The following is a 25,466-nucleotide window of genomic DNA, read 5'->3' on the forward strand; positions in this document are numbered from 1 at the left end:
TCTGCTAAAGAGAATGCCAAACCTCTTTGTTGACATTGCCTTTTGCAGAATGGGCACCTTCTACATAGTGGAAGGATATGAATTAGCAATAGACTTTTTAAATAATAACCTTGTGAGGGAGGACAAATAAAATGAACCAACAACCAATTCAAAATCCTAAGGCACAAGTTCCAAAAACGCCACAAATGAATGACCGCGATTATACTAATGATCTGCTTTCAACAGAAAAATATATGACTGACTCTTATTCAACAGCCTTAAATGAAGCTAGTAATGAACCACTATATCAAGATTTATTAGCGATTTTTACAGAAACACAAAATATGCAAAGAGAATTGTATGATTTAATGTTTCAAAAAGGTTGGTATAAGCTTGAAGCTGCTGAGCAACAAAAGCTTCAGCAGTCTTATCAGCAATTTAAAGGATATAGCAACCAATTCCCATACGGAAATACGAATATCCAGTAACCCTTTTTCCATCATACCACCCAAACGGCATCGTACAGGTGGTATGATTTTTTTACGCTTTGTCCAGTTCTCCTTATAGCATATGTTTTCACTCTCGATTTTGTTTGCTCATCTCGTTCATTTTTTTTATTTCAGTAATAATTTGAATAATCGTTTGTTTGCCATCTGGGAATTTAGCATTCCAATGCTTCACTAAGCCTGGCATATTTTTCGACATAAAAGTATAGAGCATCCATACTTGCACTTTTTCTTTTAACTCGTCATCCTCCTCTCCAAGTAGTAATTCCGTATAATTACTTAACAAGGAATCAAATTCCGCCATAAATTTTTCATTCATTTTTTATTTTCCTCCTTACTATTTGCGTTGACAACGATAATAAATTGTTTTATTATAAGATTACACCTAATGATAATGATTATCAATATCATTAACTTCCCATATTGATATTCTTTCCTTTTCTTACCCCCTCATTTTAAGAATCGAGAAAGAATAAACGAAAAGAGGCTGCTCCCTGTCAGCCTCTTTTTGTCGTAAAAGTTAAAACGATTATTCATCGCTTGAAAACATATACTTTTTATAATGATATCTAATCGAAAAAATCAATCCCATTGATAGCATATTCCCCATTAAAGAACTACCACCGTAGCTGATGAAAGGGAGTGGAATTCCTGTAATCGGCAGAATACCTACTGTCATCCCAATATTTTGGAAAACATGAAAGCAAAGCATACTAATGATTCCAACACTCATACAAGTATAAAATGAATTTTTTGTTTCTAATGCTACTTTTGTAATATGGTAAATAAGCAGAAAAAACAAACTGATAATAATGCTAGCACCTATAAACCCAAACTCTTCTCCAACTACGCTGAAAATAAAGTCCGTATGATTCTCTGGAAGCACTACTTCACTAGTACCAATTCCCTTCCCTGTCGTTTGTCCAGATCCGATTGCCAGTAAGGATTGTGTTAAATGATAGCCTGTTGTGCTTTGATACGTATATGGATCCAACCAAGAATAGATTCTTCCCATTTGATATTCCTTTACGCCAAAGTACGCTGTAATCCAATCAGGATGCCAAATGACAAGATAAAGAACTGCTGTTGCAATAACAGCAAAGCTTGAGAAAATAGGCATTAATATCTTCCAAGAGATACCAGAGATAAAAACCATTCCTAGCATAATAGCGAGAAATACTAAGGATGTTCCTAAGTCAGGTTGTAGCATTACTAGAAATAACGGAAGTGCTGTTACACATCCAATTTTGAATAAAAGAAAAAAGTCACTTTCTATCGTCTTTACGATATATTTTTCTTGATGATCCACAATTAATCGGGAGAGCGCTAGTACTAAAAACACTTTAACAAATTCAGATGGCTGCAGGGAAAAACCAGGTAGTGTAAACCAGCTTTTTGCACCATTAATTTCTCGGGCAATACTTTCTGGTGCCAGAATAAGTAATATTAATAAGACAAGACCAAATGCATATAAATACCAAGTCAGTTTTTTTAGCTGATCGGAATCTAAACGAATCACTCCAATGATAATTCCTATACCAACTCCATAAAACAAAACTTGCTTTAACACATAAGATGAATTTGCTCCATATATAGCAATAAGGCTTGTTAAACATAAAAGCATTAATATTAGAACAAGTGTATAATCTATTTTCGATGAATTTTTTGGGGACATATTGTCATTGCTCCTTGTTCAGTAAAACTTTTAACAGTAGGCTATTATTTTTCACTCTAAAAATACCAATTTTTTTCATTTGTATTTACACTAAATGAATAGCATAATTCACATATTTACAATTCTTCATTATATTTGTATTTGCATAAAATAACAACTTTCGACAATCATTTTCGCAAAATTAATTATTTTGATTCCTAACTTTAACCAAATTGAATGAAAACTGTTTAAATTGTCATAAATTGAAACTTCCATCAGTGGGGCTTTTCCTTCATCCCCTACTGATGGTTAGTTGAACCATTCGGACCTTTACTTACAGTGGACCTCCTACCTATCTTCCTCGAATTCTCATAATCTCATGGTTGAGTCTTACTGTCCATTAATACGGGAATAAAACGATTCATTTTTATTCTCCCCCAAAAAAAGAGAATGATCAAAAGAGTTTATCTCCAGAAAATGTTTCTGGGAGATATTAACTGTCTCTTTTAATCATTCTTTTTTATTTGGCTGTTTTCGTAAAGTTTGTTGCGATTCCCCGCAGCCGGAATGCACTTCGCTTTCCGTAGGGCTAAGCTTAAGCCTCCTCAGCTTTGCCTCCGGGGTGTCTCAGACTGTCTCGCTAATCCCCGTGGCGTCTACGTGTATTCCGGCTGATCCATTATTCCAACTAGTTCTTTTTTTCGATTGAAAAATAACAATCTTTTAGAAAACAGCCTTTTATGTAAACTTTTTCTTTTCTAGGCACTTTCATTTACATGAATTGTTTTTGTTAATTCCACTAAATCATCAGCAATTTTAGCTAAAGATTTCGTGGAGGAAGTTATTTCTTCAATCGCAGCTAATTGTTCTTGGGAAGCTTCTGATACGTTCATGGAATTTTGACTGTTTTCCTTCGCAATACCAGTAACTTGATCTACAGATCCTGCGACCTCGACTATATTTGTCGAAATCTTATTGGCAGCCTCTAGAATATTTTTCATTTGGTCACTCATTGTTAACATAGATTCAGAAATAATCGTAAACTTTTCTTTTGTATCATTGGTGATATTAATCCCATCTTTTACTTCTTCTGTTACTCTTTTCATCGTTTTAACGGAAGAAAGAGTATCTTTTTGAATTTCATTTACTAATACAGCAATTTGCTTAGCAGACTCATTGGATTGCTCAGCCAACTTCCTTACTTCTTCTGCTACTACCGCAAAACCTTTGCCCGCCTCACCAGCTCTTGCTGCCTCAATGGCCGCATTTAATGCCAATAAATTTGTCTGATCAGCAATTTCCGTTATAACATTTAAGAACTGACCAATCTCTTGGGAACGCTCCTGTAATAATACGATGGAGTTATTGGATTCTTTCACTGAATTTTGGATTAAGCTCATTTGAGTTACAGTGTTATCCACAACTGCTTGTCCTTCTTTTGCTTTCAAAACAGTATTATTCGTGCTTTTTACCATTTCTTCTGTATTCTTCGTAATATCTTTAATTTCGTCATTAACAACTGCTACTGCATCAACTATAAATTCCATTCCTTTTGTTTGCTCTTCAGAACCTGCTGCAACACTTTGGATAGCGGAAGAAATTTGCTCCGATACATAGCTTGTTTCCACTGTATTGGCAGTTAGCTTTTCAGCAGAAGTATTTATGTGTTCCGATGTTTCATTTACTTTCTGAACTAAGTTTCTAATAAATTCTTTCATCAAAATAAATTCATCTGTTAATTGACCAATTTCATCATTGGAAGTCTTGCTGATTTCAATATCCAGTTCGCCTTCTGTAATCTTCTTTGTAGAATGCAATAATTTTTTTAGTGGAGAGATGATAATTCGTCGCGTAAATAATGCAACAATAACAGTTACAAACACTAGATTAATGATAGTATTTACAAAAATACTGAATTCTGGAGGAATCATCCCAAATTCTCTTATCATTTCATGAAGCTTAAAGGAGATCATTGTGCTAAATAATGTAGCAAAAAATATGATGACAATCATTTTTGTTCTTAAACTACGAAAAATTCTATATTTCTTCATAAAAATATTCCTTCCTGACCTTTTATAGTTCTTTATACCCTATCATTCTTATTACCATCCCACTTTTTTATTTATAAATATTTATATCGTGATAAAAGATTCATAAATCCAAATAACTTTTCACAAAAATAGTGGTTTATACCTATTTTACAAAAGATAATTGTTTTAAGCAATTTTAAACGTAAATAAAAAAAGAGGTATAGCCAAACGAACGGCTATACCCAAAGTGAGAGGAGGTTATGGGGTTACGGTATAAAGAATATAACTGTGTATTCAGCTTCTAAGAAGGTGATACAAGCTATTCTTTATACTTATTAGATATGCTTTTTTGCAAAAACAGTGAGGGCTTATCCCCCTTTATCTATAAAAAAGGGCAATCATCCTTTCGCGGTAGTATATTTCCTATTCTCTACATATACTAAAATATATGAATAGCGGAAAGAAGGTTCAAAATGAAAAATACCTTATATGTAAACTCCATCATCTATTGCTGTCTATTGACCATCTTCACAACGTTTCTTTTCTATGCCATGACTGGTTTGTCGGTTTACACCATTGCTTCCTTGATTTCAGGAGTAATCGTAGCTTTCTTCAGTTTATTAGAAGAGGAGGTCATACATAAGAAAATTCACGATGAACAATAATTTACTTTTTTCAAAAAGGCTGTTTTCGTAAAGTTTGTCGTGATTACCGGCAGTCAGAATACACTTCGCTTTCCGTGGGGGTCTCAAGCTGTCTCGCTAATTCCCGTGGCGTCTTCGTGTATTCCGGCTGCTCCATTTTTCCAACTAATTCTTTTTCTTATTGAAAAAACAACAATTCTTTAAAACAGCCTTCAAAAAAATGATCAACTTATGTATAAAAAAAGAAAAAGGGGTCCACAATGATACTACAAAGTGTAATTCCCCCTTTTGTTTTAGAGTTGTTACGGAAACAAATCTCCTTACCGAGATTCCTTAACAACTCTTTTTTTATTGAATTAATTGCAGAAATTGCTGCGTTCTTGCTTCTTTGGGTGCAGAAAAGATAGCCTGTGGATTTCCTTTTTCCACAATATATCCACCATCCATAAAAATTACTTCATCTGCAACTTCTCGTGCAAATTTCATCTCATGTGTAACGATAATCATTGTCATGCCCTCATTAGCAAGTTGTTTTATTACTTTTAATACTTCGCCAACAAGCTCTGGGTCCAGAGCAGAAGTTGGTTCATCAAACAACATTACTTCTGGTTCCATCGCAAGTGCTCTCGCAATACCAACACGCTGTTGCTGGCCACCTGATAATTGAAATGGATAGTAATCGATTTTGTCACCGAGTCCCACTTTATTCAATAAGTCAGCCGCGATACTTCTCGCCTTTTCCTTTGATTGCTTTTTCACTGTGATTGGACCTTCCATCACATTTTCAATTGCTGTTTTATGGGGAAAAAGATTATAGCTTTGAAAAACCATACCGGTTAATTTCCGAAAATCTGTGACAGCTTTCTTCGTTACTTTTTTCGAAAAATCCAATTGTTTATTTTCAATCGTAATATGACCAGTCGTTGGCGTTTCCAAAATGTTTAAGCAACGAAGCATCGTCGTTTTTCCCGAACCAGACGGTCCGATAACAACGATTACTTTCCCTTTTTCCACTTCAAGATTAATGTCCTTTAGTACTTGTAAATCACCAAAATGTTTAGACAACCCCTTGATCGAAATCATACTGTACACTCCTTTCTATGTCTTTTATCTTTCTGGACAATGGAAGTTCCCTTTTACTTACTTAAATGACGTCCGAATCGATTTTCCAGTCCCTGCTGAATAATAGAAAGAGGGAAACAAATGAGCCAATACAAGAAGGCAACCTCTGAATATAACAGTAGAAATTCATAATTAGTGCTTGCAATTTCTTGTGCTTTTCGAAACATTTCTGTCACCAGAATTAAGGCTGCTAAAGACGAATCTTTGATTAAACTTATAAATGTATTCGACAATGGAGGAATCGAAACGCGAGCGGCCTGTGGCAAAATAATTCGCTTTAAATTTTGAACATAGCTCATTCCGATGGAATAACCAGCCTCCCATTGACCATTAGGAATGCTTAAAATGGAGCCTCTCACTATTTCTGATCCATACGCTCCTACACTTAAGGAAAAACCTATAATTGCTGCTACAAACGGTTCAAGGGTAATACCAACATTCGGCAGCCCATAAAAAATAATGAATAACTGAACAAGTAAAGGTGTTCCACGAATGATGGAAACATAAATGCCAGCAATAATTTGCAAAATTTTAATACTTGATAATCTAGCTAAAGCGGTTAAAATAGCTAAAATTAGCCCAATAATAAAGGAAATAATCGATAGTGGTATCGTATATAAAATAGCCCCCTTCACCAAAGGGAGAAGGGAACTAACTGCAATATCATAATATCGCTGAAATGCTTCTGGGTCTGTGAAGATATTATTTAAGTACATCTTCTCCGAACCATTTCTCAGATATTGATTTATACGTACCATCGTCAATCATTTCTTGTAATGCTTTATTTACCGCTTCTACTAACGTATCATTTCCTTGTCTAAACATTAATCCACTTTGGGCTACATCATCAGCAGTATCAGCAATCACAACTTTTACATCAGGCTTTTGCTTTTTAAAATCTAAGAAAGACAATTTGTCATTAATTGTAACATCTACTCGCTTAGCATTCAGAAGTTCAATCGCTTGATTGAAACCATCAACCCCAACTAACTCTGCCCCGTTAGTTTTTGCTATTTCTGCGTAATTACTTGTTAATGACTGTGCTGACTTCAATCCTTTAATATCTTTAAAGCTTTTCACATCTGAATCTTCTCTCGTAATAAGAACAGCAGCAGAAGAAATATATGGATCAGAGAAAGCATATTTCGCTTTTCTTTCATCATTTATCCCTACTTGGTTTGCAATCATATCGAATCGCTTTGCATCAAGACCAGCAAACATTGCATCCCATTGCGTTTCTTTAAATTCAGCTTCGACACCTAAACGTTTCGCAACCTCTTGTGCAATTTCCACATCAAAACCAGTCAACGTTCCTGAATTATCATGAAAAGTGAAGGGAGGATATGTACCTTCCGTACCAACTACTAATTTTCCATTTTCTTTAATTTGTGCTAATAAATCTGTGTTATTATCAGCATTTTTATCTGCAGAATCATTTGATTGATTATCTGATTTACTACCACAAGCTGCTAAAACAATGGTAAGACTCAATAATAAACTAAATATTATACTTAATTTTTTCATATTATTCCTCCTAATTCCGATAAGACTTGTCAGCAATTGCTATCATATTATATGGGAATACCTTTTGTCAAAGCATTCATTCTCCTTTTTATTTTCACCAAAAGTTCTGAAATTAACCATGATTGATATATCCATTTCATACCAAAAAAAGCGACCTTTTAAACGGTCACTTTTTTCCAATTTTATAAGAATCAAAAAAAAAAAAAATGATAATAATTGCTTTACGCTGCTGTTTTTCTAAACACAAGTGGATAGAGATGTAATTTTCCTTCGTAAACTCTTTCCATTTTGTATTCGTCTAATAAATCATACGGAGTAATCAAACACGGTGGTTTATTAAAAAGTAATACCCCACTATCATGCAAAATTGATGCAACAAACTGAGAACAAAAATAAGCATTCTTTCGATTATACTGGATTTTAAACAAAATAAATAAAAGTCCCAGTAAATTATAACGATAATTTCTTTGTTCTATCTCCATCTGTTCAATTTTATTCTTCATTTTTTCATATTGAGCTTCTGTCACGGAAATGGAATAAATAATACAACGGCTATTTCGAAAAAAATCATGCTGTACGTTTTCTTTCACAAATCCACCGATGAAAGGATTGCTGGGCTTCCTTCTTCCAAAACTATAGACCTCATTTAATTGCGGATCAAAGGAAATAGATGCATGATTATGGGGCTTTCTTGTGAATAATTTAATGCAGCGAGTGAATAAAGTGCCCGTATCCGTTAATATGATATATACTTTTTTACTAGTCACACAAACATTCCCTTCTTTCATTTAAAATTACTAATCACTCACTTGTGTTCTTCTTACTTTCCTCTTTTCTATCATATAAAGATTAGCCAAAACTTGTAACAAACTCTTGGATTATTTTTATCTACGTCTTTAGACTTAAAAAGGTTACAAAAAAGCATACTTCCCTTAGAATTCTGCCATTCAGATGATTCTTCCTTCTAAGAAAGTATGCTTTTGGTTATATATTTCCATTTGTCAATTAGCTTTTAAATAATTCTGTTTCGAATCCACCACTTGTTAACAAGTGTTCAGGATTACCTTGCTCGTTTTGCTTCACAAAAGGATATCTAAATCCTTGAACTGCAGTTAATATCTATAGTCTGGCCCTTAATCAACTCTTCTTAGTAATAGTTTGATAATCAGGAAGTTTAGGCAATGAACCAGCTTTAGTTGCTACCATTGCTCCCAGCTTGTTTGCACGAACTATATAATTCTTCAGCTCTTCTTCAGAAGTAGGAAAGCCCTTTTCATAAATACAAGCTAAAATTGTTGCCATAAACGCATCGCCGGAACCATTAGTATCTATCGTACTTACCACCTCACCAGGTATATATACTTTTTGCTCATACAATTGGCCAACGGCACCCTTTTCGCCTAAGGTGATTAGTTTGAATGGTATCTGGATTCTCTCCAAATTTGCCAATCCTTCCTTCACTGAACTCACCTCTAAAAGAAAGCAGAGTTCTTCTTTTGATAATTTTAGGACATCAACTAAAGACGAAAATTCCATAATCACTTGTCTGCATTCTTCTTCACTATTCCACCTTTTGATGTGAATATTTGCATCAAAAGCAATGATTAATCCTTTTTCCTTTGCAATGCCTATTGCCTTTTTTGTCGCAGCCCTCGCTCTTGGATGAAAAAGTGTACCTGACCCAAAATAAAAAATGGCTTTGTTTTCAAAAGCTGATTCTTTAATATCTGTTTCGAATACAACTTCATCAGGGGTTTCATTTTCATATTTATGAAAATATCTCTCCCCTGAAGTATCTAGATGAACATATACTTTCGATATTTGCTTTGTTGGTGTACGAACACTATCATCCAAATATATTTTTTCTTTTATCATCTCTGCTTCTACAAATTGACTATCTTCTCTCTCCCCTAGCTTCGTCATATAAAAACTCGGAATTGCAAATCTACTTATATGTACAGCAACATTTACAGAAGCTCCACCTAATTTTCTTTCAAAACGATTATTATCACTCGATCGTGAAACATAATCGATAAATGCATCGCCAAGAGATAAAACTCCTTTTCGAGCCATATGTTATCTTCCTCTCTATCAGTTCTACCTTTATAGTATATCTCCTTTATTCCACCAGCAGAGTTTAGACAATAAAAATAGTTTCATTAAAATGGTGAAACTTACTTATCTATTTATGCGTTATACTTTATGTATTTTTTCAAACTGGAAAATCAAATATTTAGCGTTCAGCTTTTGCTAAATATTTGATATGATAGATAAGCGTATGTTTTAAAAAGCTGTATTCTAAAGGAGTGTTGTTTTTTCAATAGGAAAAAACAATTAGTTGGAAAAATGGAGCTGCGGGTAATCGCAATAAACTTTACGAAAACAGCCTTTTAAAAAGAAGATAATTTTTAAATTAATGGATAAATAGGAGTGAACAAAGTTTGGATAAGTTATGGGAATTAATAGTTGCCTTTATTTTAGGCATAGTAGAAGGTTTGACTGAATTTGCACCGGTATCGTCGACCGGTCACATGATACTTGTTGATGATTTGTGGTTGAAATCAGGAGAGATATTTTCACCTGAAGTAGCGAATACCTTTAAGGTTGTTATCCAACTAGGTTCAATTTTAGCTGTGGTTATTATCTTCAAAGATCGTTTCCTAAATATTCTTGGTTTGAAAAAAACGATTAATGGTGAAAAAGTAACGGGACATAAATTAAGCTTAGTACAAATTCTTATCGGGTTAATCCCAGCAGGTGTATTAGGACTACTGTTTGATGATTACATTGATGAACATTTATTTAATTTTGAAACAGTTGCGTATGCTTTAATTGTTGGAGCGATTTTGATGATTCTCGCAGACTATACGCAAAAGAAGAAAAAACCGACAACTACTTCTTTGGATCAAATTACAAATAAACAAGCATTTTTCATTGGATTATTTCAATGTATTGCCTTATGGCCAGGGTTTTCAAGATCTGGCTCCACTATATCAGGTGGGGTTTTGATGGGACTAAGCCACCGTGTTGCAGCAGACTTTACCTTTATCATGGCTGTTCCGATCATGGCTGGTGCTAGCTTTATTTCTTTATTAAACAATTGGGAATATATCACATCAGCGGCTCTTCCGTTCTTTATTGTTGGATTTATCAGTGCGTTTATTTTTGCGCTAATATCCATTCGATTCTTCTTAAAACTAATTGATCGAATTAAATTAACACCATTTGCGATTTATCGTATTATTATCGCTATTATTATCATGGTCGTGTTCTTTTAAAAACCTTACTAATAATGTAATCCTAAATCAAAAAGTCATCTCAAACTTGAGATGACTTTTTGATTAGGGTAAAATACTTTCTCCCTTTTTTAATCGCGTTTTATCACTTTTTACTTCTAATAGATCAAGCAAGAATATGAAAATAGGGATTCCTACAATTAAGCCCCATACGCCGAAAAAGTGCTCAGAAAAAATTAGCACAATAAAGGTGAAAAATACTGGCAAATCCGTTTTGGAAGACATTAATTTTGGGTTTAGTATATATGCTTCTATCGCATGGATAACCATAATTAAAATAATCACTGAAATGACGTGTGTTATTCCCCCGACCGTATATCCGATAATACATAACGGGATAAAAGAAATAATTACGCCTGCCACTGGTATAAGCCCCAGTAAGAAAATCATAATACCTAAGCCAAACAATTGAGGAAAGCCTAGAAAATATAAAGAAGTTGTTGTTAAAACACAATTAATGATGGCGATAATAAATTGTGCTTCTATTACTTTTCCAAAAGTAGCCACAAATTTCTTGCTGAAATACTTACATTCAAAGTATATCGATGCTATTTTACTGCTATGGAAACGTTTAGCAAATAACCGTAGTCTTTCTTTTTCCAACAGAAAGAAAAGACTTAATACAATTGCCATAAATACTTGAAGTAAATTCCCCCAAATATTTGTAAAATACTTGAAAATAAAAGTAAAGCCCTGATGCAAATAAGTCGTAACGCTAAAATTATTTAAGGTGTTTACGATAAAATTTAATACAGCATTTTCATGTGGCTGCATATAAAAATCTGTCATTTGGATGACTAACACCGAAATCTGTTGAATGATAACAGGCAGATAAGTGGAAATCCCATATATAAGCAATGATAAAACAGAAAAATAAAGCAAGATAACAGCAATAGTCCGTTTTATGGCAAACTTGCTTGTAAAAAACTGAACAAGTCTATCCATTAAGTAAGAAAAAATAAAAGTAAATAAAATCAGATTTATCATACTCCGAACAAAGTAAAGGCACAAACCAATTAAAAACAAAATAAAAATTCTTTTAATCCCTTTTTTCTGAAAAAATTGAAGCACCGTTTCCATGCTAAAGACCCCTGACGATTTAAAATACCTACCTAAGAGGAAATTTTTCTTTTTTTCCTTTATAACTTATTATCAATCCAATAATGAAAAATAACAAGAAAAAACGACTGAATTTTTTATTACTTTCTTTCTCTTTGCGTGTTTTAGGAACATTGTACATTATCCTTTCATTTTCACGAAATTGTAACAAAAATATACTGTTTTATGATAGAACTTTTTATTTTTTTGAAAAATCTTTCTTTACAGTTTAGTCGATAATTAGTAATATAGGAAAGTCGTTTTCATTCAGTCGACATTTTTAGGGAACTTTCGCAATATTTTTTCAACAGGAGGTTTACATGAATATCTTTAGAAAAAAGACAGTAACTGCAAACACTAACACGTCGCTAAATCGTGTTCTTGGAGCATTTGATTTAACAATGTTAGGGGTCGGTGCAATTGTTGGTACTGGTATCTTCGTATTGACAGGTGTTGCTGCCGCTAAATATGCGGGACCTGCTCTTATTCTTTCATTTATAATAGCAGGTCTTGCCTGTACTTTTGCTGCTTTATGCTATTCTGAGTTTGCTTCAATGATTCCACAGTCCGGTAGTGCCTATACCTATAGCTATGTAGCATTTGGAGAAGTCATCGCCTGGATTTTGGGATGGGATTTAGTATTAGAATATGGACTTGCTTCTGCAGCTGTTGCAAGTGGCTGGTCCGGTTATTTTCAAAGCCTATTATCAGGGTTTGGTATTCACTTACCTACCTTTATGACAAGCGCTTTTAACCCAGCTAACGGAACATTTGTCGATGTCCCAGCCATTATTATCGTCTTTATCATTACTCTTTTATTATCGAGAGGAATTCAAGAATCCTCTAAATGGAATATCATTATGGTATTTATTAAACTTGCAGTGGTATTACTATTTATATTTGTTGGCGTTTGGTATGTTAAGCCTGATAACTGGGTACCTTTTACACCATATGGTTTCTCTGGTGTTACAACAGGGGCTGCTGTTGTCGTTTTCGCTTATTTCGGCTTTGATGCTGTTTCCACTGCCGCAGAAGAAGTAAAAAATCCACAAAGAAATCTTCCTATCGGGATTATTTCTGCTTTAACGATATGTACGGTACTTTATATTATCGTTTCCCTTATATTAACGGGAATTGTTCCTTATGATCAATTAAATGTAAAGGATCCAGTTGCCTTTGCGCTCAGCTTTATTAATCAAAATTGGGTAGCCGGATTTGTTTCTCTTGGTGCCATTATCGGGATAACGACTGTCCTAATGGTAATGATGTTTGGACAAACTCGCCTTTTCTACGCTATTAGTAGAGACGGTTTACTTCCAAAATCTATGCAAAAGGTTAGTAAGAAAACGCAAGTTCCGATTGTTAGCACATGGATAACCTCTGCTTTAGTAGCGATATTTGCAGGTTTTGTGCCACTTGATCGATTAGCAGAGCTAACCAATATCGGTACATTATTTGCGTTTACAATGGTTTCACTCGGTGTCGTTGTATTACGTTATACACAACCAGACCTGCAACGCGGATTTAAAACACCTTTCGTACCATTTATCCCGGCACTAGCTGTTATTTTCTGCGTTTATTTAATGCTTCAATTAAGCAGCTTTACTTGGAAAGGATTCGTCATTTGGCTAGCTATCGGCTTAATTATTTATATTGCATATGGTTATAAGCATAGTAAATTAAATGACTCCAGCGAAAAATCAATTCATTAACGCTTCAATAAAAGGCTATTTTCCATTTTAAAAAAACATTTTAGAAAACAGTCAAATAGAAAGAGGAAGACCATAAGGTTCATAACCTAGTGGTCTTCCTCTTTCTTAATTAATCTTTTACTCGTTTAAATGGCCACCAATTTGCTTCTCCGAAGTTCTTTACAAGTACAGGAATAAGCAATGGCAAAATGATAAATGCATATAAGAATAATCCAACCAATACAATACTAGCTATTTGCAATAATGAGAGCATTCCCGAAGGCATCATCGCCGCGAATGTTCCACCTAAAATGATCGCTGCTGATATAATAACAGTTCCCATCTTCCTCATTGCTTCTAACATTGCATCTTTTATCGTTAAGTCCTTATATTCATTAAAGCGATCCATAAGGAAAATGCTATAATCTACCCCTAAAGCTACTAGAATAACAAAGCCAAAAAATGGGACTGCCCAGCTGATTCCTGTATAACCAAGCATATTGACATAAATAGCTTCATTTATTCCAAGCGCTGTGTAGAAAGTTAAAATCAATGATCCAATAATATAAGCTGGCATAATGATGGAGCGGAATAAAAAGATTAGTACAATCGAAATTCCGATCATCATCCAAATAACGGTATTGGTGTAATCAGCATTTGACATCGCCTGAAGATCGGCATTCGTACTTGTAATTCCCGAAATAGCAATCGCTGCGTTTTCTAACTTCGTTCCTTTTGTCACTCGATCGACGCTATCCTTTATCGTATCAATTTGATCGATTGCTTCATTTGAATAAGGATTTTCAGCAAATATCACATCAAACGTCATGATTTTGCGATTTGGAGATAGATACGTATCTAATGCTCCTTTAAATTCATCACTTGTTAATACTTCTTCTGGAATATAGAAACTATTTGTTTCATTCTTTGATAAACCTGATAAATAATCAGTTGCTGAACCGAGCCCATCGGAAACTTGATCTAATCCATCTGCACTTTGTGTAAGTCCATCTGTTAATTGACCAAGCTGTCCGCCAATATCACTAAATCCATCTAATAATTGTTTTTGCCCATCATTAATACTGCTTAATCCGTTCGTTAATTTAGGCATATTGCTAACAATTTGACCTTGACCATCTGCTAATTGGTCTAACCCTTTTTGCTGTTGGTCGATACCATCAATTAATTGCTGTAATCCAGTCGAAATATTGCTTTGATTTTTTAGGATTTCTGCATAGCCGGCATTTGCTTTACTCATTCCAGTTTGTAATTCGGCTAATCCTTTATTCAATTTATCTATCCCTTCACTAATTACAGGTAATTGCTGCTGTGCTCCTAGGTATCCTTCTTTTATTCCATTATATACGGGATCCTTAGCTAATCCAGCATGATTACTTTCTAAAATGTCAAAGGTACTGTTTTGAATTAGATTTAGTTTTTCTGAAAAATTCTTTATACCTAAACTAATTTCCTCATATCCCCCTAGAATAGTTGAAAGATTAGTTTCCATCTGATTATAACCATTCTGCAAATCTTTATGTGCAGCTAATAATGCTTCTGCCCCTGATTTTGCTTCTTGTAATCCCGCTTTTATTTGATCAGAACCCGCAGAGCCTTGGCGGATACCTTGTTCAATTTTCTCCAGATTGGTTTGAATTTCTCCCAACCCAGATTTCACATCATTTGTTCCTTTAATGAGTCCATTAATTCCATCAGCCGCTTCATTTAACTGTGGTTCTGACTTTTGCAGCTCATCTCCTGCACTGTGAAGACCATCGCTTATTTGATCAATTCCTTCTTTTCCTTGCCCCAAACCTTCTTCCAATGTCTTAGCTTGGTTAGAAATATAAAGATCTTCAATCGATTCTCCCATTGGTCTTGTTACAGAACGAACTTTATCGACTAAATCTACTTTAGCTAGTTCATTTGTAATCGAGTCTGCTAACGCTAAATATTCGATTGTGTCTAATTCATCATCATTTTTAATGATCACAGTTGTTGCCATCGATTCCCCTGGACCAAAACTGTCAGCAATCGCATTAAATGCTTTAATAGACGGATAATCATCACTAATTTCTTCTAAAGAATTAAATGAAAGGTCCCCGTCATATGTCACTAGGAATGGTACACAGATACACGCAACAACTAATAAGGATAACAACGGTCTTTTTAACGAGAAATTACCTGCCATTTCCCAGATCTTGCTATCCCCGTGTTCTGCTGACCCTTTTGATGGCCAGAATAATTTATTGCCTAATAGCAGCATGAAAATTGGCACTACTGTAAATAAAGCAATTAATAAAATAGCTACCCCAACCGCTACTGCAGAAGCAGATTGGTAAAGCACAAATTTCGAAAATCCAATAGCAGCAAAGCCAATCATTACAGCAACACCACTGAAAAAGACTGTTCTTCCTGCGTTTTTATACGTTTCTACTACCGACTCCCAAATACTTTCTCTATGCATCATTTCCTCTTTAAATCTGCTTAATAGAAGAATACAATAGTCCGTCCCTATCCCAAAGAGAACAGCAACTAAGAATATTTGTGTATAAGTGGAAATCGGAAAATTGAATTGATCCACTAGAATAGACACAATAGATTGGGATGCTAAGTACGTAAGCCCTACTGTAATTAATGGAATGAATGGGGCAATTACCGATCTAAAAACAATTAACAATACTGCAAGAATAAAGACAACTGTTATCCCTTCTGTTTTCTTTAATCCTTCTTGTGAACTATTTACTAAATCCTGATCGATCATCCAATTGCTCGTATAATAGTGATCTACGTCATATTTCTCAATCGTTTTATATAATACGTCACTTACCTCATCTGCTTCTCGGTCATTCCAACTGATGGTTAATGAAGTTAGAATCGTTTTTCCATCATCTGAAACTAATTGATCTTTTAAATCTTCATCTTTAAATGACGAAAGAATATCGGTAATCCCTAACTCTTCCTTATTAGCTTCTAATGCCTCAACCGCTTTTTTCGCTTCCGCTATATCTTTATCAGTCAACTTCTTCTCATTATGAAAGACTAGTGCTACCGTTGACTGTTCTCCTACATTTTTCTGGTTCTGGATTTCATCTAGAATTTTTCCAGCTTCGGAAGAGGAATATTCATCAGGTATCGTAATCTGCCCTTTTTCCTTAACTAGATCTCCCATATTTGGAGCTATGATAAATAAACCGACTATCGCTATAATCCATGCTCCAAGAATAAACCATTTTCCTTTTAAAATAGCATTCACTTTATTCCCTCCAACTTCTATTCCTTATTTTCTTCTATGAGTCTATCTAATTTAGCAAAAGTATCTAAGAAATTTTGGATTTCAACATGCTCAAATTTTGAGATGACAGATTCAATCACACTTTGGATTTTTTTCTCCATTTCGCCAAAAATTATTTTTCCTGCTGATGTTAACGTTAAATAAATTACACGTCTATCTTTTTCATCCCTTGTTCTTTCTACCCATCCCTTTTCAACTAGGCGGTTGATAATGGGGGTAATGGCGCTTTTCTTCACACCGAAGACGATCGAAAGTTCTGAAGATGTGCATACTTCCACATTGTTTATATGACGCATTGTAAAATGCTGTTCTGTTGTAAGAACATCTCCTATTTCCTTCCTAATTAACTGATCAAATTTACGATTAACCGAAAAATTTATACTGACATATCGGTCGATGATTAGATCTATATCTGTTCGATTAATAACGGTCACCTCTTGTCTTTTTAGTTAAAGAGTTTAACTATTAAACATTTTAACTTTATTGCTATTTTTATGTCAACAAAAAAATTTCATTCCAAAAAGATAAGAATGGATAGCATTTTCCTTTATCTCTTAGCGAAGGAAATCGTTGTAGCAATAGCGCCTATCTTTAAAGATTTACTATGCTATAATAAGGAAAAAAATGAACGGAGAATAAGTTTATGTTTCCAAACATTTCAATGAAAAATACGCTTATGGAAAGCCTAGGAATCAAAATAGTGGAAGTTCAAAAAAATGGGGTGTGTATTGCGTCCATGCCAGTTGATGAAAAAACAAAACAGCCCTTTGGCTACCTACATGGCGGAGCTTCAGTAGCTTTAGCAGAAACAGCTGCTAGTGTTGGAGCAGCAAGCCTCATTGATGGGCAAAAACAAGCAGTCTTTGGGCAAGAAATAAACGCAAACCATATTCGGTCGGTAAAAGAGGGGATTGTAACCGCAACTGCTACAGTTATACATCAAGGAAAATCTAGCATGGTTTACGAGATAAAAATAGTGAATGAGAAAGAGGAACTAATTTGCGTCTCACGTTGTACGATGGCGGTAATTTGTTTAGAAAAGTGATTTGTTAGTTTGGCTGATTTATTTGGTTTTTGGCTGATTTCCTGTTCACGTTGGCTGATTTATTTCCTTTTTGGCTGATATCTCGCTCGCGTTGGCTGATTTATTTCTTTTTTGGCTGATATCTTGCTCGCGTTGGCTGATTTATTTGGTTTTTGGCTGATATCTCGCTCGCGTTGGCTGATTTATTTGGTTTTTGGCTGATATCTCGCTCGTGTTGGCTGATTTATTTCCTTTTTGGCTGATATCTTGCTCGCGTTGGCTGATTTATTTCCTTTTTGGCTGATATCTTCACTATTATGCTTTAATCCCACTTAATTTACTGATTAATTTCACTTAACACACAAAAAAGTGCATCTAAAATGCCAGTTAATCTGACTTTTAGATGCACTTTTGCCATTAAACTAAATATTTTACTTGCAAATATATAATCTTGCTTCGTATGGTTTTAAGGAAATCGATGTAGTTGGCTCATGTTCTTCTACTGGATAGTTTGCTAACAGTAAATTTTCATGTTCTAACTCAACGACACGATTTTCAAATACTGCCTCTTCTGCTGATAGGTTAGTAATGATCACCATCTTTTTATCATCCAAGGTACGAGTATAAGCAAAAACCTGTTTATTATCTTCATCAACTAAATCAAATGTTCCATATGTCAAAATTGGACCTGATTTTTTCAACTCAATCATTTTCTTATAAAAATGATAGATAGAATCCGTATCTTTCTTTTGGCTTTCTACATTTATATCTAAATAATTTGGATTGATTCCCATCCAAGGTGTGTGTTTAGAGAATCCGGCATATTCCTCACTCGACCATTGCATCGGTGTTCTGGAATTATCACGGCTAGTGGACCAAATTATTTCCATTATATCTTTATGGCTGACGCCTTCTTCACGTTTCAGTTTATAAAGATTTTTCGTTGCTACATCATCATATTCCTCGATCGTTGGAAATTGAACATTCGTCATGCCAATTTCTTGTCCTTGATAAATGAATGGAGTTCCCTGCATAAAGAAATACATCATTCCTAAAGCCTTGGCACTTTCTTTCCAATATTCCTTGTCATTTCCCCATGTGGAGACAGATCTAGCTTTATCATGGTTTTCGATAAACAAAGCATTCCATCCTTTGTTTTCTAAACCTTTCTGCCATTTATTTAAAACTTGTTTTAGCTCCATGACGTCTACGCCATAATTTTTTTCATTATCCCATAAATCCAAATGCTCAAATTGGAAAACCATATTAAATTTCCCTTTAGTTTCTCCAACCCATAGCTCTGCTTCTTCAACCTTTACTCCATTTGCTTCTCCAACTGTCATAATGTCGTACTTCGCAAATGTTTCATTCTTTAATTCTTCTAAAAATGGTTGAATTCCCTCTACATTCATATGTTTATCAAAGGAAGGAACGTAGTCTAACCCTAAAGGATTATCCATATCCTTAAATCCTGCTTCTTTTTTAATATGACTAATAGCATCAATTCGGAATCCGTCAATCCCTTTGTCTAACCACCAATTAATCATGTCGTATAACGCTTTTCTTACTTCTTCATTTTCCCAATTTAAATCAGGTTGTCTCGTAGAAAAAATATGCATAAAATACTGTCCCGTTGTCTCGTCTAATTTCCATGCAGAGCCTCCAAATATGCTCTCCCAGTTATTAGGCTCTTTTCCATCGACACCATCGCTCCAAATATACCAATCTCTTTTTGGATTATTAAGGGAAGAACGTGATTCTAAAAACCACTTATGTTCATCACTTGTATGATTAATAACCAAATCGATAATTAATTTCATTCCTCGTTGATGCACTTCATAAAGAAGCAAATCAAAATCTTCCATCGTTCCAAACTCATCCATAATATCTTGATAGTCACTAATATCATAGCCATTATCATCATTTGGCGATTTATACATTGGACAAATCCAAATACAATCAATACCTAGTTCTTTTAAATAATCTAATTTTGTAATAATCCCTTTTAAATCCCCAATTCCATCTCCATTTGAATCCATGAAACTTCTAGGATAAATCTGATATGCTACTGCTTCTTTCCACCACTTTTGTGTCAAAACTTTTCTCCCTTTCTATATCTAGTTTCTGTTTTATTACCACTTTAAGGCTTGTATTACTCCGCCGCTTTACAACAAGAGTTTCTTTCCACCATTTTCGCCGGCACTGTAATTCGCTTCGTTACCGAATTTGGATACTTTATATCATCTAGTAAGCATTTTGTAGCTTCGACACCAAGCTGAAAAATATTAATATCAACACTTGTCAACGATGGCTTCATATACTTCCCTGTTGAAATATTATTAAACGCTACTATGGACAAATTTTCTGGAATAGATATAGATAGTTCCTCGGCATAGCTAATTAACTTTATAGCTATAAAATCGTCAGAGACAACAAGTGCTGTCGGCCGATTCTCTAAATTCAATATCTCAGTAAGCTTTTCTTTTGTTCGGCCAGCTAGCTCCTTGTCATAAATAATCAGTTCCTTTTGATAGGCAATTCCATTTTCCTTCAATGCTTGTTTAAAACCTTTCAAACGGTCAATTGTAAAAACCATTTCCATATTTGCGCCAATAAAAGCAATTTCTTTGTGGCCTAATTGGATTAAATGCTCGGTAATTTGTTTTGTAATAAACACATTATCATTGTCAACAAATGTAATTCTTTCAGCATTTTGATACGGTCTACCTATGACCGTAAACGGAAATTTATTGTGTAACAGATAATCCATAATCTGATCATTGGTTTTACTATATAAAAGAATAATTCCATCTACTCTTTTTCCCTGTACCATCTCGACTACTTCTTGCAGTATTTCCTCTTCAGATGCCCCAGTTGTCAAATAAATCCCAAACTTGCTTTTTCTTGCCTCTAGACTAATTCCTCTTAGTACTTCTGGAAAGAACGGGTTTTCTAACACTCTTTCCATTGAATGTGGCATAACAATACCAATGGTTTTCGTGCTCTTTACAACTAAACTTCTTGCTTGTAGGTTCGGATGATATCCTAGTTCCTCCATTGCTTCTCGAACTTTGCGCTTTGTTTCATCACTAATTTTAGGATGATTTGCAAGTACTCTTGAAACTGTGGAGGGAGAAACATTTGCTAATTTACCAACATCTTTAATGGTTACTACCATATTTGCACCTCCATCATTTTTAGCACTATTATGGTAAACGCTATCATTTACTATCAAAAAAATTATATATTTATACACCTTTTCATGCAAACGATTGCACTAACATATGTAGAATATACCATAGGAAAAAGTTAATATCAATAATAAATTAAACTTGAGGAACAAGAAATCTAAGGTTAAATATTGAGGCTGGGACATAAGTATTCCAGCCAAGGATAATTCCGAACAATTATACGAAGATGCTAATGAATGTTCCGTATAATTGTTCGGGCTTTTATTTGTTTTTCAAAGGATGTTTCCATGAAGTTTGGTGCGATTCCCCGCAGCCGGAATACACTTCGCTTTCCATGGGGCTCGCGCTGAGCCGCTTCGGCCTGTGGCCTGCAGGGTCTCAGACTGTCTCGCTAATCCCATAGGAGTCTTCGTGTATTCCGGCTGCTCTGTTTTTCCAACTAATTATATTTCCTCTTGTAAAAAGTATGCGAAAGCAGCCGCTATTTACTAGCTATATTAGAAATTGTTCGTCTTTACAGAGTATCTATTTAGTTATGTCCCATCCTCATCGTTTCTTCCATGATTACAGTTCCTTTATCACAGGAGGATTCTCTAGTACTGTATCCATATAGTTTTTTCCCCAGCTATACATAGCATCTAATATAGGCATGAGAGATTCCCCTTCCTTTGTTAAGGAGTATTCCACTTTTGGTGGGACAACAGGGTAGACAACTCTTTTTACAATATAATCATTTTCTAATTCGCGCAATTGATTCACAAGCATACGTTGTGTTATCCCAGGTATCAAAGCTTTCAATTCTCCAAATCGCTTTGTTCCTTCCTTTCCCAAATGCCAGAGAATAAGCATTTTCCATTTTCCGCCTATTATGCTTAAGGTCAGTTCTTTCTCACAATTAAATTCCTTGCCTGCCATTCGTTCCAACAAAAAACCCCCTTCAAAAGATACTAAGTATACTTTTTAACACTATATAAAAATAAAGTGCGTACTTACTTAAAAGGATTATAAAACGTATAATGACGATTGTACAGAAATTAACCATATTTCAAAAACATCTAAGTGCCATACAAAACTTAAAAAGAAAAGGAGCAAATCAAAATGAAATTACAATTAGCATTAGATTTAGTTAATATCCCACAAGCAATTGAGGTTGTTTCACAGGTTGAACAATACGTTGATATCGTTGAAATTGGAACTCCTGTTGTAATAAACGAAGGACTTCATGCTGTAAAGCAAGTAAAAGAAGCGTTTCCTAACGTGTCTATTTTAGCGGACTTGAAAATTATGGATGCAGCTGGATACGAAGTAAGCCAAGCTGTTAATGCTGGTGCAGATATTGTCACAATTTTAGCTGCTGCAGAAGATGAATCCATTAAAGGCGCTGTTGCAGAGGCAAAGAAACTTGGCAAAGAAATTCTTGTAGATATGATCGCTGTTAAAGATATTAAAGCACGTGCGCAACAACTTGATGAATTCGGTGTTGATTACATTTGCGTTCATACTGGCTATGATTTACAAGCTGTTGGCAAAAACTCTTTTGAAGATTTAAAAGCAATTAAAAGCGTTGTAAAAAATGCAAAAACTGCTGTAGCTGGTGGAATTAAATTAGAAACATTAGCTGAAGTTATTGCTGCACAACCTGATTTAGTTATTGTTGGTGGAGGAATTACTAGCCAAAAAAATCTAAGTGAAGCTGCTTCTAAATTTAAAGAACTAATTGCTCAAGGATAAGACTATGAAAACAAGCAATTATCTGGACCAAGTTATTCTCGAAATATCTCAAGCTGGATCACTTATTGCAAATGAGGATTTAGAAATGCTAGTTGAGCATATTCTTCATTCAAAAAAAGTTTTCGTCTATGGAGCTGGACGTTCTGGATTTATGCTTAAAGCATTTGCGATGCGAATGATGCATATGGGAATTGACGCTTATGTGGTAGGAGAAACGGTTACTGCAACCTATGAAAAGGGCGATCTTCTTATCGTAGGAACAGGTTCTGGAGAAACACGAAGTATTCTTACCATAGTGGAAAAAGCAAAAAACATCGGTGGGAGGATTACAGCTCTTACTATTTCTCCTGATTCTACTGTTGGAAAATTAGCTGATCAAGTTATTAAATTGCCTGGTTCTCCAAAAGATAGAGGAAAGGAAGAAGCAAAAAGCATTCAACCAATGGGTTCCTTATTCGAGCAGTTACTCCTAATTGTCTTGGATAGTGTGATCTTAAAATATATGGACATAAAAGAACTAGATTCCAATAAGATGTATGGAAAGCACGCTAATTTAGAATAATATTTTTTCATATAATAAAAGGATAGATAAAAGCATTTTCTATATGCTTTCTCTATCCCTTTTACCTTTTTAATCAGAACCCCCACCACAGCTAGAACAGGAGCTACCTGATGCGCAAGAGTTATCGGACGAACAAGAATTACAAGAGGAAACTGATCCAGATCCACAGCTTGTGCAGCTTGACGAATTACCATTGCTCCTGCTCATATAACTTGAAAATTCCTCATAATGAAAATAAGAAACGGACAAAAAAGGAACTAGCATGGAGTTGAATTTTTGTTCGCTTTTGCTTTTTTTCATTCTGTCATAGATAACGCTTTTTTGATAATCTCTTACCTTTTTTACTGTTTTTTTCATGGATGCGATAAGTGCAAGTACCGTATTTGGATATTTCGTATCACTTTTAAAATATAGGTTAATCAGTTCATCTTCTGATAAATTTTTAAAGTCCTCAATAATAATTGGATGGACAGGATGCCGGAAAAAACCATTATACAAATAGATATTCTCTCTTCGTATAAGAAAAAGCTCTGCATAAACCCAATCAAAGAATCCTCGCAAATCGGAATTAGACTCTACCTTGACATTAGGGCTGTGATGTAGGGTAGTGCCAAGATATTTCCTGGAAAAATCATCGTATTCACGAGTGAACATGAGCATTTGATGCCATAATTCATCGACTTTCTTACTAAACATTGGTGACTCTTTTAGAACGGATGTTAAAACAAAATAACGTTTTAAATCAAGCAAACGCCATTCATATTCATTTTCTTTTAATCTATTCTCTCTCCTTACTCTCTCTTCTACATTTTCCATGTAACTTCTTGTAAGGGAGCGTTCTAGATTATCATTTAATTTTTTTAATCCTTTAAGTGGCTTTATCTCTAATACTTTAGGAGATACACTAAATTTAAAGATGAGTTTTTTGCGTAAAAATAGAATAAACCAAATAATAATAACCGCAAGTAAAAGTAACCATGCCATCCAACTTCTCCCCTTCCTATTAAAAACAAAAAATTAAATAAAGTTATTTACCTTGGTTATTACTATTACGATTTTCATTATATAAATTTCCATCTTTACATTTTTTTAATATTTAGCAACACTGATTATTATTCGAAAGGTTACAAAGATAGTTCGCGATATAAAAAAAGGTACATCACTAATAATGAGTGATGCACCAATAAATACTATTTGTGACATTTCAGTTGATTTTTACAATAATCGATCTTTATTTTTAGCTCTTTACATTCTTTTTGCATAAATAATATAACGCTGTGGAGCATTTCCTACAAATCGGAAAGGATAACATGTCGTTAGTATAAGTTCTTCTTTTGAATCATCTAATGTAATTATCGATCGGTCATCTGCTTCTACTATTTTAGTCGAAGTAATTTGATAAGAGAATTCACCATAAGGTAAAATAATTTTCAGCTCGTCCCCGATTTCTAATTCTCCTGCTCTCCTAAAGACCGTATCTCGATGACCGGATAAGACAATTTGTCCATTTTCATCGGGATAGAAACTGCCTTTATAATGGCCGACTCCTTTTTCAAGATCGTCTGGGTCGGTACCTTCTACAATTGGTAACACTCCATCGATCTTCTCAATTTCTAATAGTCCTACCGCATCACCAATGGGTGGTACAAATCGTTCACTTTCTTTATCCACCCATTTTTCCTTTTCCTTGTTGTTTATGGCCGCCTTAGCTTCTGATAAAGAATTTTCCGTTTGCGCTTTCGTGTCCATGATATTCCAAACACCATAACCAATAAAAAGCACTCCTCCTACTATAAGTAGAAGAGATAACCATTTAGTCCACTTCATATTATCTTATGCCTTTCTTCTATTATTTGTATAAAAGCCATAATTCCTATATTGAACAATAACAATCCTACTATAATTAAATTGTAAGTCATTGCCACAGTATTTGACAATAGATTTCCTTTTCCAAGCTCTGACTGTTTTACCGTATCTTTGTTGTCAGGCAAAGATGCTTCTATTTTTTTATCAGGAGTTTCTGTATTCCTTTTTGTTTCTTCTGCTTTATTACCACTTTAATAGAAGCAGGGTACTATATAAAAATAACTGACTAATGTAAAATCCACACTATCTTTTT

23 protein-coding genes are annotated in these 25,466 nt (G+C 34.5%); 7 read left to right on the top strand and 16 right to left on the bottom strand.

Features of this window, described 5'->3' with window-relative positions:
* Positions 1-131 precede the first annotated feature (131 nt).
* Complete coding sequence (locus NKG37_RS00810) at positions 132-467, top strand: spore coat protein (RefSeq protein ID WP_254415631.1); 336 nt, start codon at positions 132-134, stop codon at positions 465-467.
* Between the two features lie 88 nt (positions 468-555).
* Here NKG37_RS00810 and NKG37_RS00815 read toward each other — a convergent pair whose 3' ends face one another.
* From NKG37_RS00815 to NKG37_RS00825, 3 genes are all read right to left on the bottom strand, one after another.
* Entirely contained in the window at positions 556-804 is a 249-nt protein-coding gene (locus tag NKG37_RS00815) for a DUF2573 family protein (protein ID WP_016202454.1), read from the bottom strand.
* Positions 805-1,014: 210 nt separating this feature from the next.
* Entirely contained in the window at positions 1,015-2,160 is a 1,146-nt protein-coding gene (locus NKG37_RS00820; RefSeq protein WP_016202455.1) for an FtsW/RodA/SpoVE family cell cycle protein, read from the bottom strand.
* A 737-nt stretch (positions 2,161-2,897) separates the two neighbouring features.
* A complete protein-coding gene (locus NKG37_RS00825; RefSeq protein WP_016202456.1) occupies positions 2,898-4,190 on the bottom strand; it encodes a methyl-accepting chemotaxis protein in 1,293 nt (430 codons plus the stop codon).
* A gap of 452 nt (positions 4,191-4,642) precedes the next feature.
* Here NKG37_RS00825 and NKG37_RS00830 point away from each other — a divergent pair, with 452 nt between their 5' ends.
* Positions 4,643-4,834, top strand: a complete 192-nt coding sequence (locus NKG37_RS00830; protein WP_040343056.1) for a hypothetical protein — start codon at positions 4,643-4,645, stop codon at positions 4,832-4,834.
* Positions 4,835-5,161: 327 nt separating this feature from the next.
* On the opposite strand, the gene NKG37_RS00835 is transcribed toward NKG37_RS00830, so the two are convergent.
* From NKG37_RS00835 to NKG37_RS00855, 5 genes are all read right to left on the bottom strand, one after another.
* Positions 5,162-5,896, bottom strand: coding sequence for an amino acid ABC transporter ATP-binding protein (locus NKG37_RS00835; RefSeq protein WP_101729231.1), 735 nt, complete (start codon positions 5,894-5,896; stop codon positions 5,162-5,164).
* Between the two features lie 53 nt (positions 5,897-5,949).
* Positions 5,950-6,651, bottom strand: coding sequence for an amino acid ABC transporter permease (locus tag NKG37_RS00840; RefSeq protein ID WP_254415632.1), 702 nt, complete (start codon positions 6,649-6,651; stop codon positions 5,950-5,952).
* Positions 6,638-7,459 carry an amino acid ABC transporter substrate-binding protein gene (locus NKG37_RS00845; protein ID WP_254415633.1) on the bottom strand — a complete coding sequence of 274 codons (822 nt, stop codon included), beginning with the start codon at positions 7,457-7,459 and terminating at the stop codon, positions 6,638-6,640. The genes NKG37_RS00840 and NKG37_RS00845 overlap by 14 nt, the downstream gene beginning before the upstream one ends.
* Positions 7,460-7,680: 221 nt before the next feature.
* Positions 7,681-8,226, bottom strand: coding sequence for a hypothetical protein (locus tag NKG37_RS00850; protein WP_016202461.1), 546 nt, complete (start codon positions 8,224-8,226; stop codon positions 7,681-7,683).
* Positions 8,227-8,596: 370 nt separating this feature from the next.
* Entirely contained in the window at positions 8,597-9,532 is a 936-nt protein-coding gene (locus NKG37_RS00855; protein WP_254415634.1) for a carbohydrate kinase family protein, read from the bottom strand.
* Between the two features lie 368 nt (positions 9,533-9,900).
* Between NKG37_RS00855 and NKG37_RS00860 the strand changes: the two genes are divergently transcribed.
* Positions 9,901-10,737 (top strand): undecaprenyl-diphosphate phosphatase, encoded by an 837-nt coding sequence (locus NKG37_RS00860; protein WP_016202463.1) that lies wholly within the window; start codon positions 9,901-9,903, stop codon positions 10,735-10,737.
* Between the two features lie 63 nt (positions 10,738-10,800).
* On the opposite strand, the gene NKG37_RS00865 is transcribed toward NKG37_RS00860, so the two are convergent.
* Entirely contained in the window at positions 10,801-11,835 is a 1,035-nt protein-coding gene (locus tag NKG37_RS00865) for an AI-2E family transporter (RefSeq protein WP_169189036.1), read from the bottom strand.
* A 338-nt stretch (positions 11,836-12,173) separates the two neighbouring features.
* Between NKG37_RS00865 and NKG37_RS00870 the strand changes: the two genes are divergently transcribed.
* Positions 12,174-13,565 carry a branched-chain amino acid transporter BcaP gene (locus NKG37_RS00870; protein WP_016202465.1) on the top strand — a complete coding sequence of 464 codons (1,392 nt, stop codon included), beginning with the start codon at positions 12,174-12,176 and terminating at the stop codon, positions 13,563-13,565.
* 109 nt (positions 13,566-13,674) lie between these two features.
* Here the strand turns inward: NKG37_RS00870 and NKG37_RS00875 are convergent, their stop codons facing one another.
* Positions 13,675-16,800 (bottom strand): MMPL family transporter, encoded by a 3,126-nt coding sequence (locus tag NKG37_RS00875; protein ID WP_254415635.1) that lies wholly within the window; start codon positions 16,798-16,800, stop codon positions 13,675-13,677.
* Between the two features lie 17 nt (positions 16,801-16,817).
* Entirely contained in the window at positions 16,818-17,135 is a 318-nt protein-coding gene (locus tag NKG37_RS00880) for a MarR family winged helix-turn-helix transcriptional regulator (RefSeq protein ID WP_254415636.1), read from the bottom strand.
* Between the two features lie 347 nt (positions 17,136-17,482).
* Here NKG37_RS00880 and NKG37_RS00885 point away from each other — a divergent pair, with 347 nt between their 5' ends.
* Positions 17,483-17,884, top strand: a complete 402-nt coding sequence (locus NKG37_RS00885) for a hotdog fold thioesterase (protein WP_212117288.1) — start codon at positions 17,483-17,485, stop codon at positions 17,882-17,884.
* Between the two features lie 410 nt (positions 17,885-18,294).
* Here NKG37_RS00885 and NKG37_RS00890 read toward each other — a convergent pair whose 3' ends face one another.
* The 3 genes from NKG37_RS00890 to NKG37_RS00900 form a co-directional block, all read right to left on the bottom strand.
* A complete protein-coding gene (locus NKG37_RS00890; protein WP_101729237.1) occupies positions 18,295-19,959 on the bottom strand; it encodes a glycoside hydrolase family 13 protein in 1,665 nt (554 codons plus the stop codon).
* 56 nt (positions 19,960-20,015) lie between these two features.
* Complete coding sequence (locus NKG37_RS00895; RefSeq protein ID WP_254415637.1) at positions 20,016-21,041, bottom strand: LacI family DNA-binding transcriptional regulator; 1,026 nt, start codon at positions 21,039-21,041, stop codon at positions 20,016-20,018.
* Between the two features lie 577 nt (positions 21,042-21,618).
* The gene (locus NKG37_RS00900) at positions 21,619-21,978 is read right to left on the bottom strand and encodes a transcriptional activator HxlR (protein WP_016202472.1); all 360 of its coding nucleotides are present in this window, start codon (positions 21,976-21,978) and stop codon (positions 21,619-21,621) included.
* Between the two features lie 174 nt (positions 21,979-22,152).
* On the opposite strand from NKG37_RS00900, the gene hxlA reads away from it, so the two are divergent.
* Together hxlA and hxlB are read left to right on the top strand one after the other, a co-directional pair.
* Positions 22,153-22,785 carry a 3-hexulose-6-phosphate synthase gene (hxlA, locus tag NKG37_RS00905; protein WP_101729239.1) on the top strand — a complete coding sequence of 211 codons (633 nt, stop codon included), beginning with the start codon at positions 22,153-22,155 and terminating at the stop codon, positions 22,783-22,785.
* A 4-nt stretch (positions 22,786-22,789) separates the two neighbouring features.
* Positions 22,790-23,347, top strand: a complete 558-nt coding sequence (gene hxlB / locus NKG37_RS00910) for a 6-phospho-3-hexuloisomerase (protein ID WP_101729240.1) — start codon at positions 22,790-22,792, stop codon at positions 23,345-23,347.
* 69 nt (positions 23,348-23,416) lie between these two features.
* On the opposite strand, the gene NKG37_RS00915 is transcribed toward hxlB, so the two are convergent.
* Both NKG37_RS00915 and NKG37_RS00920 read right to left on the bottom strand, forming a co-directional pair.
* Positions 23,417-24,331: a glycine-rich domain-containing protein gene (locus NKG37_RS00915; protein ID WP_169189038.1), complete on the bottom strand. Its 915-nt coding sequence runs from the start codon at positions 24,329-24,331 to the stop codon at positions 23,417-23,419.
* Between the two features lie 261 nt (positions 24,332-24,592).
* On the bottom strand, positions 24,593-25,174 hold the full coding sequence (locus NKG37_RS00920) for a class D sortase (protein WP_254415638.1): 582 nt from the start codon (positions 25,172-25,174) through the stop codon (positions 24,593-24,595).
* Positions 25,175-25,466: the final 292 nt, after the last annotated feature.

Origin of the sequence: Niallia sp. RD1 (genome assembly GCF_024219955.1) — a bacterium.
Lineage (GTDB): Bacteria > Bacillota > Bacilli > Bacillales > Cytobacillaceae > Niallia > Niallia alba.

Coding starts and splice junctions, on each gene's coding strand:
- NKG37_RS00830 (WP_040343056.1), top strand. CDS start 4,643: ATGAAAAATACCTTATATGTAAACTCCATCATCTATTGCTGTCTATTG.
- NKG37_RS00840 (WP_254415632.1), bottom strand. CDS start 6,651: ATGTACTTAAATAATATCTTCACAGACCCAGAAGCATTTCAGCGATAT.
- NKG37_RS00885 (WP_212117288.1), top strand. CDS start 17,483: ATGTTTCCAAACATTTCAATGAAAAATACGCTTATGGAAAGCCTAGGA.
- NKG37_RS00835 (WP_101729231.1), bottom strand. CDS start 5,896: ATGATTTCGATCAAGGGGTTGTCTAAACATTTTGGTGATTTACAAGTA.
- NKG37_RS00820 (WP_016202455.1), bottom strand. CDS start 2,160: ATGTCCCCAAAAAATTCATCGAAAATAGATTATACACTTGTTCTAATA.
- NKG37_RS00920 (WP_254415638.1), bottom strand. CDS start 25,174: ATGAAGTGGACTAAATGGTTATCTCTTCTACTTATAGTAGGAGGAGTG.
- NKG37_RS00810 (WP_254415631.1), top strand. CDS start 132: ATGAACCAACAACCAATTCAAAATCCTAAGGCACAAGTTCCAAAAACG.
- NKG37_RS00855 (WP_254415634.1), bottom strand. CDS start 9,532: ATGGCTCGAAAAGGAGTTTTATCTCTTGGCGATGCATTTATCGATTAT.
- NKG37_RS00895 (WP_254415637.1), bottom strand. CDS start 21,041: ATGGTAGTAACCATTAAAGATGTTGGTAAATTAGCAAATGTTTCTCCC.
- hxlA (WP_101729239.1), top strand. CDS start 22,153: ATGAAATTACAATTAGCATTAGATTTAGTTAATATCCCACAAGCAATT.
- NKG37_RS00825 (WP_016202456.1), bottom strand. CDS start 4,190: ATGAAGAAATATAGAATTTTTCGTAGTTTAAGAACAAAAATGATTGTC.
- NKG37_RS00880 (WP_254415636.1), bottom strand. CDS start 17,135: ATGCGTCATATAAACAATGTGGAAGTATGCACATCTTCAGAACTTTCG.
- NKG37_RS00915 (WP_169189038.1), bottom strand. CDS start 24,331: ATGGCATGGTTACTTTTACTTGCGGTTATTATTATTTGGTTTATTCTA.
- hxlB (WP_101729240.1), top strand. CDS start 22,790: ATGAAAACAAGCAATTATCTGGACCAAGTTATTCTCGAAATATCTCAA.
- NKG37_RS00870 (WP_016202465.1), top strand. CDS start 12,174: ATGAATATCTTTAGAAAAAAGACAGTAACTGCAAACACTAACACGTCG.
- NKG37_RS00815 (WP_016202454.1), bottom strand. CDS start 804: ATGAATGAAAAATTTATGGCGGAATTTGATTCCTTGTTAAGTAATTAT.
- NKG37_RS00865 (WP_169189036.1), bottom strand. CDS start 11,835: ATGGAAACGGTGCTTCAATTTTTTCAGAAAAAAGGGATTAAAAGAATT.
- NKG37_RS00845 (WP_254415633.1), bottom strand. CDS start 7,459: ATGAAAAAATTAAGTATAATATTTAGTTTATTATTGAGTCTTACCATT.